This is a genomic window from Mesorhizobium sp. M0894 (assembly GCF_040319725.1).
Taxonomy (GTDB): Bacteria; Pseudomonadota; Alphaproteobacteria; order Rhizobiales; family Rhizobiaceae; genus Mesorhizobium.
Map to the genome: position 1 here is coordinate 131271 of NZ_JAMYOG010000001.1, position 14333 is coordinate 145603.

Annotated in this window: 14 protein-coding genes; 10 read left to right on the top strand and 4 right to left on the bottom strand. The window is 61.5% G+C overall.

Features of this window, described 5'->3' with window-relative positions; genetic code table 11:
• Positions 1 to 37: 37 nt before the first annotated feature.
• Together choX and NKH91_RS00750 are read right to left on the bottom strand one after the other, a co-directional pair.
• Complete coding sequence (choX, locus tag NKH91_RS00745) at positions 38 to 973, bottom strand: choline ABC transporter substrate-binding protein (RefSeq protein ID WP_352591725.1); 936 nt, start codon at positions 971 to 973, stop codon at positions 38 to 40.
• 15 nt (positions 974 to 988) lie between these two features.
• A complete protein-coding gene (locus NKH91_RS00750; protein ID WP_280940418.1) occupies positions 989 to 1117 on the bottom strand; it encodes a hypothetical protein in 129 nt (42 codons plus the stop codon).
• A gap of 93 nt (positions 1118 to 1210) precedes the next feature.
• Here NKH91_RS00750 and NKH91_RS00755 point away from each other — a divergent pair, with 93 nt between their 5' ends.
• The 9 genes from NKH91_RS00755 (at position 1211) to NKH91_RS00795 (ending at position 11841) form a co-directional block, all read left to right on the top strand.
• A complete protein-coding gene (locus NKH91_RS00755) occupies positions 1211 to 1822 on the top strand; it encodes a thymidine kinase (RefSeq protein WP_023719232.1) in 612 nt (203 codons plus the stop codon).
• A 120-nt stretch (positions 1823 to 1942) separates the two neighbouring features.
• Positions 1943 to 2332 carry a c-type cytochrome gene (locus NKH91_RS00760; protein WP_352846560.1) on the top strand — a complete coding sequence of 130 codons (390 nt, stop codon included), beginning with the start codon at positions 1943 to 1945 and terminating at the stop codon, positions 2330 to 2332.
• 213 nt (positions 2333 to 2545) lie between these two features.
• Positions 2546 to 3634 carry a hypothetical protein gene (locus NKH91_RS00765; protein WP_352715467.1) on the top strand — a complete coding sequence of 363 codons (1089 nt, stop codon included), beginning with the start codon at positions 2546 to 2548 and terminating at the stop codon, positions 3632 to 3634.
• Positions 3635 to 3669: 35 nt separating this feature from the next.
• The gene (locus tag NKH91_RS00770; protein ID WP_352846558.1) at positions 3670 to 4815 is read left to right on the top strand and encodes a hypothetical protein; all 1146 of its coding nucleotides are present in this window, start codon (positions 3670 to 3672) and stop codon (positions 4813 to 4815) included.
• Between the two features lie 24 nt (positions 4816 to 4839).
• Positions 4840 to 6750, top strand: coding sequence for an AAA family ATPase (locus NKH91_RS00775; protein ID WP_352846555.1), 1911 nt, complete (start codon positions 4840 to 4842; stop codon positions 6748 to 6750).
• Positions 6751 to 6887: 137 nt separating this feature from the next.
• On the top strand, positions 6888 to 7304 hold the full coding sequence (locus NKH91_RS00780; protein ID WP_084642682.1) for an endonuclease domain-containing protein: 417 nt from the start codon (positions 6888 to 6890) through the stop codon (positions 7302 to 7304).
• 109 nt (positions 7305 to 7413) lie between these two features.
• A complete protein-coding gene (locus tag NKH91_RS00785; RefSeq protein ID WP_023719238.1) occupies positions 7414 to 8718 on the top strand; it encodes a DUF6638 family protein in 1305 nt (434 codons plus the stop codon).
• Between the two features lie 15 nt (positions 8719 to 8733).
• Positions 8734 to 9858, top strand: coding sequence for a DUF2333 family protein (locus tag NKH91_RS00790; RefSeq protein WP_023719239.1), 1125 nt, complete (start codon positions 8734 to 8736; stop codon positions 9856 to 9858).
• A gap of 303 nt (positions 9859 to 10161) precedes the next feature.
• Positions 10162 to 11841 (top strand): formate--tetrahydrofolate ligase, encoded by a 1680-nt coding sequence (locus NKH91_RS00795; protein WP_352494783.1) that lies wholly within the window; start codon positions 10162 to 10164, stop codon positions 11839 to 11841.
• Between the two features lie 71 nt (positions 11842 to 11912).
• Here NKH91_RS00795 and NKH91_RS00800 read toward each other — a convergent pair whose 3' ends face one another.
• Complete coding sequence (locus NKH91_RS00800) at positions 11913 to 12560, bottom strand: cysteine hydrolase family protein (RefSeq protein ID WP_352846554.1); 648 nt, start codon at positions 12558 to 12560, stop codon at positions 11913 to 11915.
• 128 nt (positions 12561 to 12688) lie between these two features.
• Here NKH91_RS00800 and NKH91_RS00805 point away from each other — a divergent pair, with 128 nt between their 5' ends.
• Positions 12689 to 13675, top strand: coding sequence for a helix-turn-helix domain-containing protein (locus tag NKH91_RS00805; protein WP_352846551.1), 987 nt, complete (start codon positions 12689 to 12691; stop codon positions 13673 to 13675).
• Positions 13676 to 13681: 6 nt separating this feature from the next.
• On the opposite strand, the gene NKH91_RS00810 is transcribed toward NKH91_RS00805, so the two are convergent.
• Positions 13682 to 14239 carry a sugar O-acetyltransferase gene (locus NKH91_RS00810; protein ID WP_352846550.1) on the bottom strand — a complete coding sequence of 186 codons (558 nt, stop codon included), beginning with the start codon at positions 14237 to 14239 and terminating at the stop codon, positions 13682 to 13684.
• Positions 14240 to 14333: the final 94 nt, after the last annotated feature.

Genomic DNA, 14333 nt, shown 5'->3' on the forward strand with positions numbered 1-14333 from the left:
CGTGGCTGCCCCTCGTCTTGTCGTGCAAGCGGTCAGGTCAGCTTCCGAGCGCTGTTTTCACCGCTGCCGCCGCGTCGCCGCCGTCGAAGGTGGTGACGCCGGCGATCCAGGGAGCAACCGCGTCCGGGTGCTTCTTCAGCCAGTCGGTCGCGACCGTATTGGCGTCGCCACCCTTCAGGATCGCGTCCATCATCTCGCCTTCCATGTCCAGGTTGAACTTCAGGTTGGTGATGAACTTGCCGGCGTTCGGGCACTCGGTCGTATAGCCCTTGCGCACGATCGTATGCACGGTGGCGGCGCCGAAGCCAGTGTCGCCCATGCCGTCGAGATAGGTGATCTTCATGGCGCCCATCACCGGATGCGGCGTCCAGCCGAGGAAGGCGATCCATTCATTGTTTTTGATCGACTGCTCGGCCTGGGTGAGCATGCCGGCTTCGGACGATTCGACCAGCTCGAAGCCTTCGAGATTGTCGGCCGGGTTCTTGATCATGTCGAGGATGATACGATTGCCGTCATTGCCGGCCTCGATGCCGTAGATCTTGCCGTCGAACTTGTCCTTGAACTTGCCGAGATCGGTCAGCGTCTTGACGCCGGCGTCGGCGACATAGGTCGGCACGACGATGCCGTAGCCGGCACCGCTCAAATTCTCGCTCACGGTCTCGATGGAGCCTTCTGCGGTGTAGTCCTTGATGTCGTTGGTCATCGACGGCATCCAGTTGCCGAGGAAGACATCGAGGTCCTTGTTCTTCAGCGACGCCATCGTCACCGGCACCGAAAGCTGGATTACCTGCGGCTCGTAGCCGAGCGCGGTGAGCAGCACCGAGGCTATACCGGTTGTCGCCTGGATGTCGGTCCAGCCGACATCCGACAGACGAACCGCCTTGCAGCTTTCCGGATCGCCGGCGAAGGCCGCAGTCGTGGATAGAAAAGCCGCCAGGCCGAGACCGGCGACGAATGAATTCATGCGCGACATAGAAATTCTCCCATTTCAGTTCTCGGTGAAGCGAAGTGGCGGTTTTATCTCCACCTTTGTTCCGTCAGCCAAACACCATTCTGCTGCGGTTTCAAGCACTAAGGCAACCACGATCAACGGCGCAGGCTGGTCGATCAACGACACGCCCGCCGCTTTCCGGATGGAAGTCGTCTTTTCCCGGTGGAATGTAGGCGCTCCCCCTCCCCGCTTTGTTGCAACTCGGCTTAAAAGGACGGCATGGCCAAGCTGTACTTCCACTATGCGACGATGAATGCCGGCAAGACGACGATGTTGTTGCAGGCCTCGTATAATTACCGCGAGCGCGGCATGACGACGATGCTGTTCATCGCCGGCCACTATCGCAAGGGCGATACCGGGCTGATCTCGTCGCGTATCGGCCTGGAGACGGAAGCCGAGATGTTCCGCGACGGCGACGACCTATTCGCCCGGGTCGCCGAGCATCATGACCACGCCACGGTCCATTGTGTCTTTATCGATGAGGCGCAGTTCCTCGAAGAGGAGCAGGTCTGGCAACTCGCCCGCATCGCCGACCGGCTGAACATCCCGGTCATGTGCTACGGCCTGCGCACCGATTTCCAAGGCAAGCTGTTTTCCGGCTCGCGCGCCCTGCTGGCGATCGCCGACGACCTGCGCGAGGTGCGCACCATCTGCCGCTGCGGCCGCAAGGCGACGATGGTGGTGCGCCTCGGCGCCGACGGCAAGGTGGCCAAACAGGGCGAACAGGTGGCGATCGGCAAGGACGTCTATGTCTCGCTCTGCCGCCGCCATTGGGAAGAGGAAATGGGCCGCGCCGCCCCAGACGATTTCATCGGCTTCACCAAAGCCTAAACCAGCGCTATTGCTTTCATCCGACCTCCCGGCTGACATTCGTTCCGCAATCGCGCCATTGCAGCCTTTGTTGAGCGTGCCGCCTATTTTGATCCACTGCCAGAGCCGTCGGGAGTTCCCATGCTTCGAGTAATTTCGTCTGCAACTGCTTTCCTCATCGCCGGCGTTGTTGCCGCGCATGCCGACGGCGATGCTGCTCTCGGCAAAAAGGTCTTCAACAGATGCATGGTCTGTCACGAGGCAACGAGCGACCGCGACAAGGTCGGCCCGCATCTGCTGGGTGTCGTCGGCCGCACCGCCGGCACCGCGGACAGTTATCTCAGCCGTTACTCGCAGGCGATGAAGGATGCCGGCGCCGCCGGTTTGGTCTGGGACCAAGCAAACCTTGCCGAATACCTGCGCGCACCCCGGCAGAAGGTCCCCAGCAACAAAATGGCCTTCTCCGGCCTGACCAGCGACGATGACATCGCCAACGTCATCGCCTACCTCAAAGCCGATCCCAAGCCCTGAGCGTCGCTCCCGCGCAAAAGTCCAGCCGAGGTCGAAGCGGTGCCTGACCGGCCGGCAGTTACAGCGTAATCATGGCTTGATTATCCTGCAGTCGCCTCCTGAAATTCTTTGTTTTCCTGTAATCCCATGTCTTCCGTCTTTCATTCGCCAAACCCGGCACATATATTCGCGGCGGTTTGCGAAACGAAACCGATGCCGAAGCGGGAGGCCCCAATGGCGACATTGCAGAATTTCGATGCCGAGATTGCCAAGACCAAGCAGGTCGTGCAGGACATGCGCACCAAGATTGAGCAGTCCGGTGCCGTGCTCGACACGCTCGCCACCGCCGACAAGAGGATCGGCGACGCCAATTTCGACATCGAGAATGCCCGCATCGAGGATGTGCTGAAGCAGCAGAAGGTGATGGAAGGCAATATCGCCGACCTGATCATCGGCCTCGAGGACGCCACCAACGTCTTCGGCGCCGAATTCGAGAGCATGAAGAACTACACCGGCTGGGAAAGTTTCGTCGGCGTCTTCTCCAGCCAGCGCAAGCAGCGCATGCGCACCGACCGCGTCCGCAACATGTCGCTGGCCGGCAATTTGCAGGAGCTGCTGGCGAAGTCCGACACCATCGTCGGCATCCTCAAGGCGCAGAAGCAGGTTCTCGATACGCGCTACAAGACCTCCGAGGCCAGCCTGTCGCAGGTGATCGAGCGCCGCAAGACCACCATGTCCAATCTCGAGACCGTGCAGAAGCGCATCGAGGAGCTCAACCCGATGCTGCTCGACATCGAGAACAAGATCGCCGCCTCGACCAGCCAGAAGGAGCGCACGCAGCTTGAAGGCGAGCGTTCGAAACTGGCCACGGAATACAACGAGAAGCAGGCCAAGGAGCAGGAATTGCTGGCCGAAAGCCAGACGCTGGAGCGCTACACCTCGATGTTCCAGACCTTCGTCGATTCGCTCAACAACCAGATCGCGGCGCAATCGACGCTGATCAACAAGCTGACCATCGATACCGAGCAGCGCATCGTGCTGTACAAGGCCCTGGAAGATTCGCTGAAGACCGCCGCCCAACAGGATGTCGCCCACAAGATCAACACGCTGGGCAGCCAGGTCGACAACACCGCCGAAGAGACCATGGCCGGCATTGGTGCTGCCTCGCAGAAGCACATTGGCGATCTGCTTGAAATGCACGAGAAGAACATGGTCGCCACCGCCGACATCCAGCGCCGCAAGAAGCTCGCCGACGATGCCTTCGCCCGCCGCTTCGACGATGTGATGAAGAAGCACAATTCGGCAAATTACGTGCAGTCGTAATTGCTGCACGTGCACTGCTCCCAAGGGCTGGCAGCATGACCCCCGAAAACGAAGCGGCGGCGCGCTATTTCTCGGCGATCGCGGCGGCACTTGGCGGCCTCGAAGTGTTCATGCGCGACGATCGCTCGCCGCTCTACCGGCATGGCATCGTCGCCAAGATCGTCGCCGAATACATCGCGCGGCTCGACAAGTCGTTCTCGTGTTGGCGCAACCGGCTGGGCTTCACCGAGACGTTCCGCATCTCGCGCGCCGAAAGCGGTTTTCCGGTCTTCCAGAACCTGCTCGAGCTGGAAAACGACCGCCGCCAGGCCGATGCGCGCCTCGCCAACCTCCCGTTGGCCGACGAGCTGCGCGAGGAAATGGCGGACTTCATCCTGCGCCACAAGGAATTCCCCGAAGCGCTGCAGAAGTCGATGGCCGAGCGGCTCTACCTCGAAGACGTCAAGAGCGAGACCACCTTTGGCCCGTTCACGCTGGCCCAGACGGCCAAGGTTTCGGTCAATCCGAAGACGTTGCGGCCCTATTATCTGGTCCACTGGGCCTGCTTCGACGGCAGCGCCAACCTGCCGCTGGTCTATATGCTGACGGTCGAGGATTCCTCCGACGACATGATCCGGCAGCTGGTCGACTCCGGCGGCAAGCTTAATGAGAGGGTCGACATTCCGCTGCCGGTCGACGGCTTGCTCAATCCCGAGCTCGCCCACCGTTTCGACGATTTCACCGAGAAGAATTCCGCCTACACGCTGTCGCCGGCGACCATCGCGGTCAACCTCGACAAGGATTTCGAACCGCTGCATCCCAAGCAGATGCGTCGCGTCGTGCTCGGCCCGTTCTATTCTGCAGGGATTACCGACAACAATTCGACGGTAAGCGAAGTGCTGGCCAAGGTGCGCAAGCCGGAAAACGCCTGGCTGCTGACCTGGACCATCCAGGAGGTCTTTTCCAAGGCCGAGAAGCCAGGCCGCAAGGGGCTGTTCTCGAGCGAAAAGACGACGCAGGAATTCTTCATCAATACCGACGATCTCGAGGCCGCGCGCCAGGGCGTGTCGAGCTATGAGAACCATGCGCTGATCCCGCACGAGGCCTATCAGGCGCTCTATGCCGCCGGCGAGGCGCAGAAGATCTTTTCGGGCTACAAGGTCCACATCCTGTCCAAAGGGCAGGTCATCAGCGACGTCTGACCGTCAAATCGCGGAGCATCTTCCATGGACACCGGCCTGACCACCATCCCGGAAGCGGCAATTGAAAAGCACCGCGCCACTGCGCAAAGTTTCATCACCCGCATCGTCGTGCTGGAAGACCCATCGCGTGAGTCCGGCACAGCGCTTGCCGGCACCAACCGCCGCTTCGTCTCGACCGTCTCGGTCGGCTCGGTTCGCCGCACGCGCGAGGTCGAGCTCGCCAAAACCGTCGCCGCCGTCCATCCCGACGACCAATTGCTGACCATACCGCAGCACATGCTGTTGTTTCGCGCTCGGCGCGGGGCGGCAATAGCGCTAGCCATATCGGATGTCTTCGCCGAAGGCTCGGACCTCGAAAGCCTGCAGGCGAAAAACGCCCGCGCGCCGCTCGAAGGCGACGAAGCTGCCACCTTCAAGAAGCTGCTGTCGGCCTCTGCCTACATCTCCGCCTTCAGCCTCGCCTCCTATTTGTTCCAGCTGATCGACAGCGACGGCGAGGCGCCGAACGACACGCCCGAGCCGGACTTTCTGTTCGACACCCCGCAGGATGCGGTGAAGTCGATCGTGGCCGGGCTCGACAGGGCGATAGCAGGTTCGAAGGACGACGCCGACCTGATGACCCGCGCCCGCGCCTTTGCCCGCGTAGCCATCGACGGGCTGTTGGCGCGAAAGGGCCGCTTCGACGGCATCGGCCCGTTCGAGAACGCCCATATCCGCATCGACGTCGACGATTTTACCCTCGATGGTTTCGACGTCGCCCCTGGCAAGCGGGCAAAACCGCTGGTGATGACCTTCAAGAAACCGGAAGAGGTCGTCGGCAACCACATCGCCAAGTACCAGTCGGTAAAGCTCGCCAAGATGCTGATGGCGTACGACTTCGAGCGCGAGCTGAACCCATTCGTCGAGCTTGGCGGCTTCCTGTTCACGTTTATCGGCGACGGCGCGCCCGGCACCGGCAAGACGACGCTGATCCAGATGATCGCCGGCCTTCTCAACGGCTACTGCCAAGTCGCCGGCTATCCCTTCGCCTACGAAAATTTCGGCGTCGACCAGATCTCCTCCTACCAGGGCAAGTCCGGCCAGAACTGCCGCCAGTTCATCAACAATGTGCTGAACCCGCGCGTCATCGGCTTCGGCACCATCGACGATATCGACCAGGTCGCCGCACGCCGCTCAGACGACCGCGCCTCGGCCGGCCAGCAGGAAATCACCGGTGTGCTGATGGACGCATTTGCCGGCGCGGCAACCGTGGTGCGCGGCAATTGCTCGTTCGGCATGTTTTCCAACTATCCCGAAAACGTTGACGACGCATTGCGCCAGCGCGCCGGCGCCCGCTGGCTGGTCGACGGCCCGCAGAGCCGCGACGACTACATCGACATCTTCGTCCTGCTCGCCGGCAAGAACCACAAGATCCCGCTCGGCGACCACAAGCTCTATGCCGCTCAGGAAATCCAGCGCGCGGTGATGGAGGCTTACGAGGAGCATGAGAAGCCGCAGGAAGACGGGCTGATGAAGGTCTATGAGCGCTACATGAAGGAGAACGGCGCGCCGAAGTCGATGGCCGATATCGGCACCTATCTGCACTTGATCAAGGATGCCGAGCCGCGTTTCACCGGCCGCGCCATCAAGAACGTCACCGACGCGATCAAGATGCGCGCCATGGACATCGAATTGCCCGACGAGTGGTTCGAAAAGCCGGAAGCCTTCATGCACAAAACCTACGACGACAAGAAGGCGATGATCGAGGAACTGCGCGGGCCGTTCTCGATGGACATGGTCATGCAGGAGATCAACCGCTACGCGGATTCCGAATTCCGCTATTCCGACAAGTCGGACGATGCGGCGGTGACCAAGATGATCCGCGACACCCGTCTGCGGGAGCGTGCCGTCCGCGAGATCGAGGAGTTGAAGAAGAAGGGAATGTGGAATGCGTGATCTTCCTTCTCACCGGATAGCACTGTTTCCGGTGCGATGCATAAGCTCCCACAGCAACGCTGAAAGACGTGGCTCAAACGCTGACGCCCCCCTCTCCCCGTTCTTCACGGGGAGAGGGTAAGGGTGAGGGGCAGCGCATGCGTGGGCCAGAAATAGACACAACCAAGCGCGCAAGGCGCCTGCGTCAATCCGACAACGATGCAGAAACCGCGCTCTGGCTGGAGTTGCGCGACCGCAGACTGAACGGCCATAAATTCGTACGGCAGTTGCCGATAGGCTCTTACTTCGTCGATTTCGCCTGCAGAGATTGCCAGCTCGTCGTCGAAGTCGATGGCAGTCAGCATGTCGGCAGCCAATATGATCGAATCCGAGATCGCTTCATCGTCTCCGATGGCTGGTCTATCCTTCGCTTTTGGAACGTAGACGTATTGAAGGAGCGGGAAGCAGTCCTTGAAACAGTGGTGGCTGCGATCGAAGGGCGCCTCGAACGCCATATCGAAACGCGTGATCTTCGATTTGTCGCCGCCAAAGGCTATGGAGAGACATGTCCTTGACCGTTTGCGCTGCCCCTCACCCTTACCCTCTCCCCGTGAAGAACGGGGAGAGGGGGGCGTCAGCGTTGGAGCTCGGTCATCCAGCGCAAGATCCGTTGGGACTACGCGCATGAGCCCTGCCAAGAAACCCGACCTGCTACGCGACAACGAGCTGATCTACGGCCGGCTGCTGACGGTCGACGAGCCGCATCTGATCCAGCGCTACAACAAGGCGATGGTCGCCTTCGGGCTGAAGCCGACCAAGCTGAAAAGCTTCGAGATCGACCGTACCGGCTTTTCGCCGCAGGTCGCCGAGGAATGCGGCGACTACAGCTACCTCGATCCGAACGAGGTCAACCGCCGCTTCATCATCCTGACGCCGTCGCAGATCGACCTGCCGGTGGTGCACACGGCTTTCTCCAACACCTCGCTGCTGATGTACGAGTTCATGTCGAAGAACCAGCGCGCCATCGATGCGCTGACAATCAAGGACGTCATCTACGGCGAGATCGAGGATTCAGTCCCCAAGGTCGACGACATCGAGGATCTGCTGTCGATCAATCAGGTCGAGTTCAAGGTGCTGTCGGCCGAGGACGTGCTGGGCAAGGCCGCCGAGCTCGGCAAGCTGGTCGACCGGCTGAAGCAGGAACCGGATGCCTGGCGCGACAATGCCATGCTTGCACACATGGTCGAGCTGGCGAAGGTCTGCGGCGACATCCGCGAGAATGCGCTGGTGCCGGACCAGGTGATCTTCCGCCACAACGCCTATTGGACCAGCCATTTCGGCGGGCTCTATGTGTTCGTCGATCCCGACGTGACGACGGTGATCAGCGACCCGGCAGCGCCCGGCTTCCGCCGCTCGCGGCCGTGGCAGGTGAGCTATCTCTCGATCCATGACGCCGACAAGGTGTTCAAGTTCCTCGCTTCGACCGGCCGCATCGAGCTGCCTCGCGCCTCATGGATCGAAACCTCCGGCTATCTCGAGCATCGCGCCGAAATGGTGGTGCGCGCCCTGATCCGCGACGCCGAGCCCGACCGCAATCTGACCGACGTCGATAAGGTCTGGCTGCAGACCTGGATCCACGGCCACGCCGATCTGATCACCAGGGACGGCAATTTTCCCTTCCTCAACGCCGCCAAGCGCGAGATCGCCCAACTTGGCCATCTCAAGATAGAGGATGTGTTCCCGCAGCAGCGCTTCCTGGTGATCCGCGCCAAGCCGGACCATCAAGACGCCTGGCTGACCAACCAGCTGATCTCGGACTTCGTGCCGCAGGACTTCGTCTCGCGTTACGTCTTCAACAAGCCGGGCTTCTACAGGGATTATGACGGCTTCAGCGACGCTTGGCGATCGCATGTTGTGGACGTTCTGAAAACCACATATTTGAAGGACAAGGTGGCGTTTCGCACACGCCTCTACGGCTTGACTGACTGAGGGGGTGACATCGCCATGCTTGATCCGATCGTGAATTTCTTCACCCGGATTTTCCAGTGGATTGGCCGCGGCATCGGCTTGCTCATCGGCGCGATCCTGTGGCCGTTCCTATGGGCGGGGCGCTGGTACACGCAACGCGGCTGGATCCTGAAGGCGGTGCTCGGCCTGGCTGTCGTCGTGCTGATCGGCCTCTACATTAATTTCTTCTACGCCACCCAGTGGTGGAACAATTTCGACCCGAATTACGTCGACAAATACACGTTCGAAAAGCGCAACAGCTCCGCCGGTGAACAGGTCTCTGCAGGCGCCGGCACCGACACGGCCAAGACCTGCGGAAATTCAGCCATTGCCCAGGTTGCGGCCGACCTGACCGACTTCAACGTCAACCAGAATGCCTGGGTGTCGTCGATGATCCTCTACAAGCTCGGCCTGTTCGGCATCGACTGGGACCACACGCCGTTCATGGACAACAAGGCTTCGTTCCAGCGCGGCATCAACCAGGCGGTGCGGCGCACGGCGACCGAGCTTGCCGACAATCTCGGCCGCGTCCGCACCACCTCGCAGATCGACGCCGACCTGCAGGACGCCCGCGGCAATCTGCAGTTCGATGAGGAAACCTGGTACTTCGGCTTGAACCCGTTTGGTCCCAAGACGCCGACGCCGAGCTATTATCGCGACGCGGTGCGCAAGCTGCGTTCCTTCAACGCCCGTCTGGCAGCCTGCCAGGCCACGTTCGATGCCCGCGCCGACAATCTCAAGCAGTATATCGACCGCATCTCGTCCGACATCGGCTCGACCTCGGCGATCCTCAAGGAGCGTGCCGAAAACCACAACAACGGCTGGTTCGACACCCGTGCCGACGACCGCTTCTGGTTCGCCTATGGCCAGCTTTATGCCTATTACGGGCTGATGAAGGGCGCGCAGGCCGACTTCGAGGACGTCATCAAGGAAAAGCACCTGCAGAACCTGTGGGATACGATGGACGCGCAATTCGTCTCGGCGCTGCGCATCCAGCCCTTCATCATCGCCAATGGCCGCGAGGACGGCTGGCTGTTGCCGACACATCTGACGACGATGGGGTTTTACATACTCAGGGTCCGCTCGAACATGGTCGAGATCAGCAACGTGCTGACGCAGTAGCGGATTGTTCCGCGCAGCCGGCGCTGGTGAATTTGCGCCGTTGCTTCTGTCGCTTTTCGCGTATTACGCGGCTGTTTTGAGACGGCGGAACCGCGCCTGCTCTGGCTTCTATACGGCGCGGCGACCGGCGCGAAAAAAGAACCTGTAGCAGGGCAGCCGACCGCAGAGGCGCTTTCTTCGTAGGAAACATAGTTGCATGAAAGTTGACGCCGCGGCAGCGACAGGGGTAGAACATGCCCGCGCCTGCAGTGCCGGGCTTGCGACCACAGTAATCGAATCCGTTCAATTCAGAGGGAAGCCGTCATGGCCGAAGTGAAGTCCGACATCGAGATCGCGCGCGGCGCCAGGAAGAAGCAGATCCAGGAGATCGGCCAGAAGATCGGCATTCCGAGCGAACATCTTCTGCCCTACGGCCACGACAAGGCGAAGATCTCGGCCGAGTTCATCAAGTCGGTGAAGGGCAACAAGGACGGCAAGCTGATCCTCGTGACCGCCATCAACCCGACACCGGCCGGCGAAGGCAAGACGACGACGACGGTGGGCTTGGGCGATGGCCTCAACCGCATCGGCAAGAAGGCCATCGTCTGCATCCGCGAGGCTTCGCTCGGACCGAATTTCGGCGTCAAGGGCGGTGCCGCCGGCGGCGGCTACGCGCAGGTCGTGCCGATGGAGGACATGAACCTCCACTTCACCGGCGATTTCCATGCCATCACCACCGCCCATAACTTGCTGTCGGCGCTGATCGACAACCACATCTATTGGGGCAACGAGCTCGGCATCGACACCCGCCGTGTCGTCTGGCGCCGCGTCATGGACATGAACGACCGGTCGCTGCGCGAGATTATCTGTTCGCTCGGCGGCGTCGCCAACGGTTTCCCGCGCGAGGCCGGTTTCGACATCACAGTCGCCTCGGAAGTCATGGCCATCCTGTGCCTGTCGACCGACCTGAAGGACCTGGAAAAGCGCCTCGGCGACATCATCGTCGCCTATCGTCGCGACAAGTCGGCCGTCTATGCCCGCGACCTCAAGGCCGACGGCGCGATGGCCGTACTCTTGAAGGACGCCATGCAGCCCAATCTCGTGCAGACGCTGGAGAACAACCCGGCTTTCGTCCATGGCGGCCCCTTCGCCAACATCGCGCATGGCTGCAACTCCGTCGTTGCCACCACGACGGCGCTGAAGCTTGCCGATTACGTCGTCACCGAAGCCGGTTTCGGCGCCGACCTCGGTGCCGAAAAGTTCTTCGACATCAAATGCCGCAAGGCCGGCCTGAGGCCGGCAGCGGCGGTCATCGTCGCCACGGTTCGCGCCATGAAGATGAATGGCGGCGTCAAGAAGGAGGAACTCGGCAAGGAGAACGTCGAGGCGGTCAAGAAGGGATGTGCGAATCTCGGCCGCCACATCGAGAACATCCGCCAGTTCGGTGTGCCGGCCGTGGTCGCCATCAACCATTTCTACTCCGACACCGAGGCAGAGATCCAGGCGATGAAGGATTATGTCGCCTCGATGGGCGAAGAGGCGATCCTGTGCAAGCACTGGGCTCAGGGATCGGCCGGCATCGAGGAACTGGCCAAAAGAGTCGTGGCGTTGGCCGAATCCGGCGCGTCGCAATTTGCCCCGCTCTATCCCGACGCCATGCCGCTGTTCGAGAAGATCAACACCATCGTCCAGCGCATCTATCGCGGTTCCGAAGCGATCGCCGACAAATCGGTGCGCGACCAGCTCCACGCCTGGGAGCACGCCGGCTACGGTCATTTGCCGGTCTGCATGGCCAAGACGCAATATTCCTTCTCCACCGATCCGAATCTGCGCGGCGCGCCGACCGGCCACACCGTGCCGGTGCGCGAGGTCAGGCTGTCTGCCGGCGCCGGCTTCGTCGTCATCATCTGCGGCGAGGTGATGACCATGCCCGGTCTGCCCAAAGCGCCATCCTCGGAAAAGATCTTCCTGAACGAAATGGGCCAGATCGAGGGCCTGTTCTAAGGATATCAACGCTCGAACGGCAAAGGGCGCCGCAACGCTGCGGCGCCCTTCTGCCTGCTCGCAATAGTCTCCTACGCCGCGCTTCGCGCCAGCGCGCGCTGGTTGGAGGCATAGGGTGTGTCGTGCTGGGGTACCACGCCGGTCTTCAGGCAATCGATCCATTCGGCGGTTTTGAGAACGGCCGCGAAGCGCGACTGCAATACGATCGTCACGACGCGATGGATTTCCTCGCCCGAAGCGTAGCCGGCGCTGTTGGCATAGGGCAACGACCCCGTCGCGTCCGACAGGAACTCGACCTCAAAACCCATATGCACGGCATGGATGACCGTGGACAGATCGCAATTATGCGTCATGTAGCCGATGACCGTGATCGTATCGATAGAGTTGGCGCGCAGCCACTCCTCTAAATCCGTGCGGGTGAAGGCGCTGGGCAAGTTCTTTTCGATGTAGTGGTCGCGGTTTCGCCTGGCGATTTCCGGGTGCAACTCGGCGCCATGGCTGCCCTTGGCGAAGACCGATGAGGTTTCCGGTGCCAACTGCTTGATGACCACCACCTTGACGCCTGCCTCAGTGGCCGCGTCCATCGCTCGCGCCACATTGACGACGCTTTCGCGGAACGGCGGATGCTGGATGGCGAGGTTGCCGCCGTCATAGTCGTTCTGAACATCGATGACGATGAGGGCGCGGCGTGGAGCTTTGCCTTTGGCTGGGTCCGACATGGGGTTTTCCTTTCCCGTTTGGCATTGATGGGTGGACGATAAGCGCGGCGCCGGATCGCAAAAAGTGTCCCGATTGACATTGTTCGAAAGAATTGGGACAATCGGTGTCACCCTTTGCTGGAGCTCCCATGGCCGATCCTGTCGTTGCCGCCATCGCCTTCGATGGCATCAGCCCGTTTCATCTCTCCGTGCCGTGTCTCGTGTTCGGCGCGGATCGCACGACGCTCGGCCTGCCGCGCTTCGACTTCCGGGTCTGCGCGATTGAGAACGGGCCGATCCGCACTGATGCCGGGCTGACCATCAGCGTCCCGCACGCGCTTTCAGCGCTCGATGATGCCGATATCGTCATCGTGCCGAGTTGGAAGAATCTCGGGATCTCACCGCCGACGACACTGATCGAGGCGTTGCTTGGCGCGCACGAGCGCGGCGCGCTGATTGTCGGACTGTGCTTGGGAACGTTCGCTGTCGCGGCGACCGGATTGCTTTCGGGGCGGCGAGCCGCGACGCACTGGGCCTACGCGGATCAGCTGCAGGAACTCTATCCCGACATTCTCGTCGAACCAGAAGTGCTCTACATCGACGATGGCGATGTCGTGACATCCGCCGGCGTCGCCGCCGGGCTTGACTGCTGCCTGCACGTCGTACGGGCTCGTTACGGCGCGGAGGCAGCGCTTCGCCTTGCCCGGCAGATCGTGCTTTCTCCGCATCGGCAGGGCGGGCAGGCGCAATTCATCGAACGTCCCATCGCCAGAACCGGCAATGCGGACCGCTTCACCCAGGCTCTCGAAACGGTGCGCAAAACCCTGGGTGATCCGCACAGTCTGGACAGCGTTGCCGGTCTCGCCGGCCTCACCCGCCGGACGTTCACGCGCCGTTTCCAGAAAACGATCGGCACCAGTTTCGGCGACTGGCTGACCGACCAGCGTGTGCAACTCGCACAGCGGCTGCTGGAAGCAACGGAAAAATCGATGGATACGGTTGCCTTCGAGGCCGGCTTCGGCAGCGCCACCTCGCTGCGCCAGCATTTCGCGGCGCGGCTCAGAACCTCGCCCGTGCAATACCGGCGCGAATTCTCGAGGAGTGTCGATTTGGATAGACGCGGCGCTTCACGCTGATCCGGCTCACCCGCTCCTGATTACCCGTGCCGGATTGCCGACCACCGTGGTGTTCGCCGCCACGTCGCGCGTCACCACGGCACCGGCGCCGACGATGGCGCCATCGCCGATCCTGACCCCGCCGAGGATGATGGCACCACCGCCGATCCAGGCATTGTCGCCGATCTCGACCGGCCTGGCGATCTCCAGCCCTGCCCGTCGCCCCGCAGCCTCCCTGTGGTGCTCGGCGCAATAGATCTGCACATTGGGGCCGAGCAGCGTTCCCTTGCCGATGCGCACTGGCGCCGTATCGAGAATGGTGCAGCCGGCATTGAGGAAGACGCGGTCGCCGAGAAAGATGTTGAAGCCATAAGCGCAGTGGGACGGCGCTTCGATCCGGGCGCCCTCGCCTGCAGCGCCGAGCAGCGCCCGCAAGGCAGGCCCGATATCGCCGCGCTGTCGTGGTGGCAGGCTGTTGTGCTCGAACACCGCGTCGCGTGCCGTGATCCGCAGCGCCTCCAGTTCCGGGTCGAGGCAGCAATACCACTCGCCCGCCGCCATTTTCGTGCGTTCGCTCCCCGTCATGGCCGCAACTCCAGTCTCAATCTTTGCCAAGCACAACTGGTGAAAATACGGAAGCGCCGGCGGCGACACCACCTCTGGTCAAATACCGGACCTA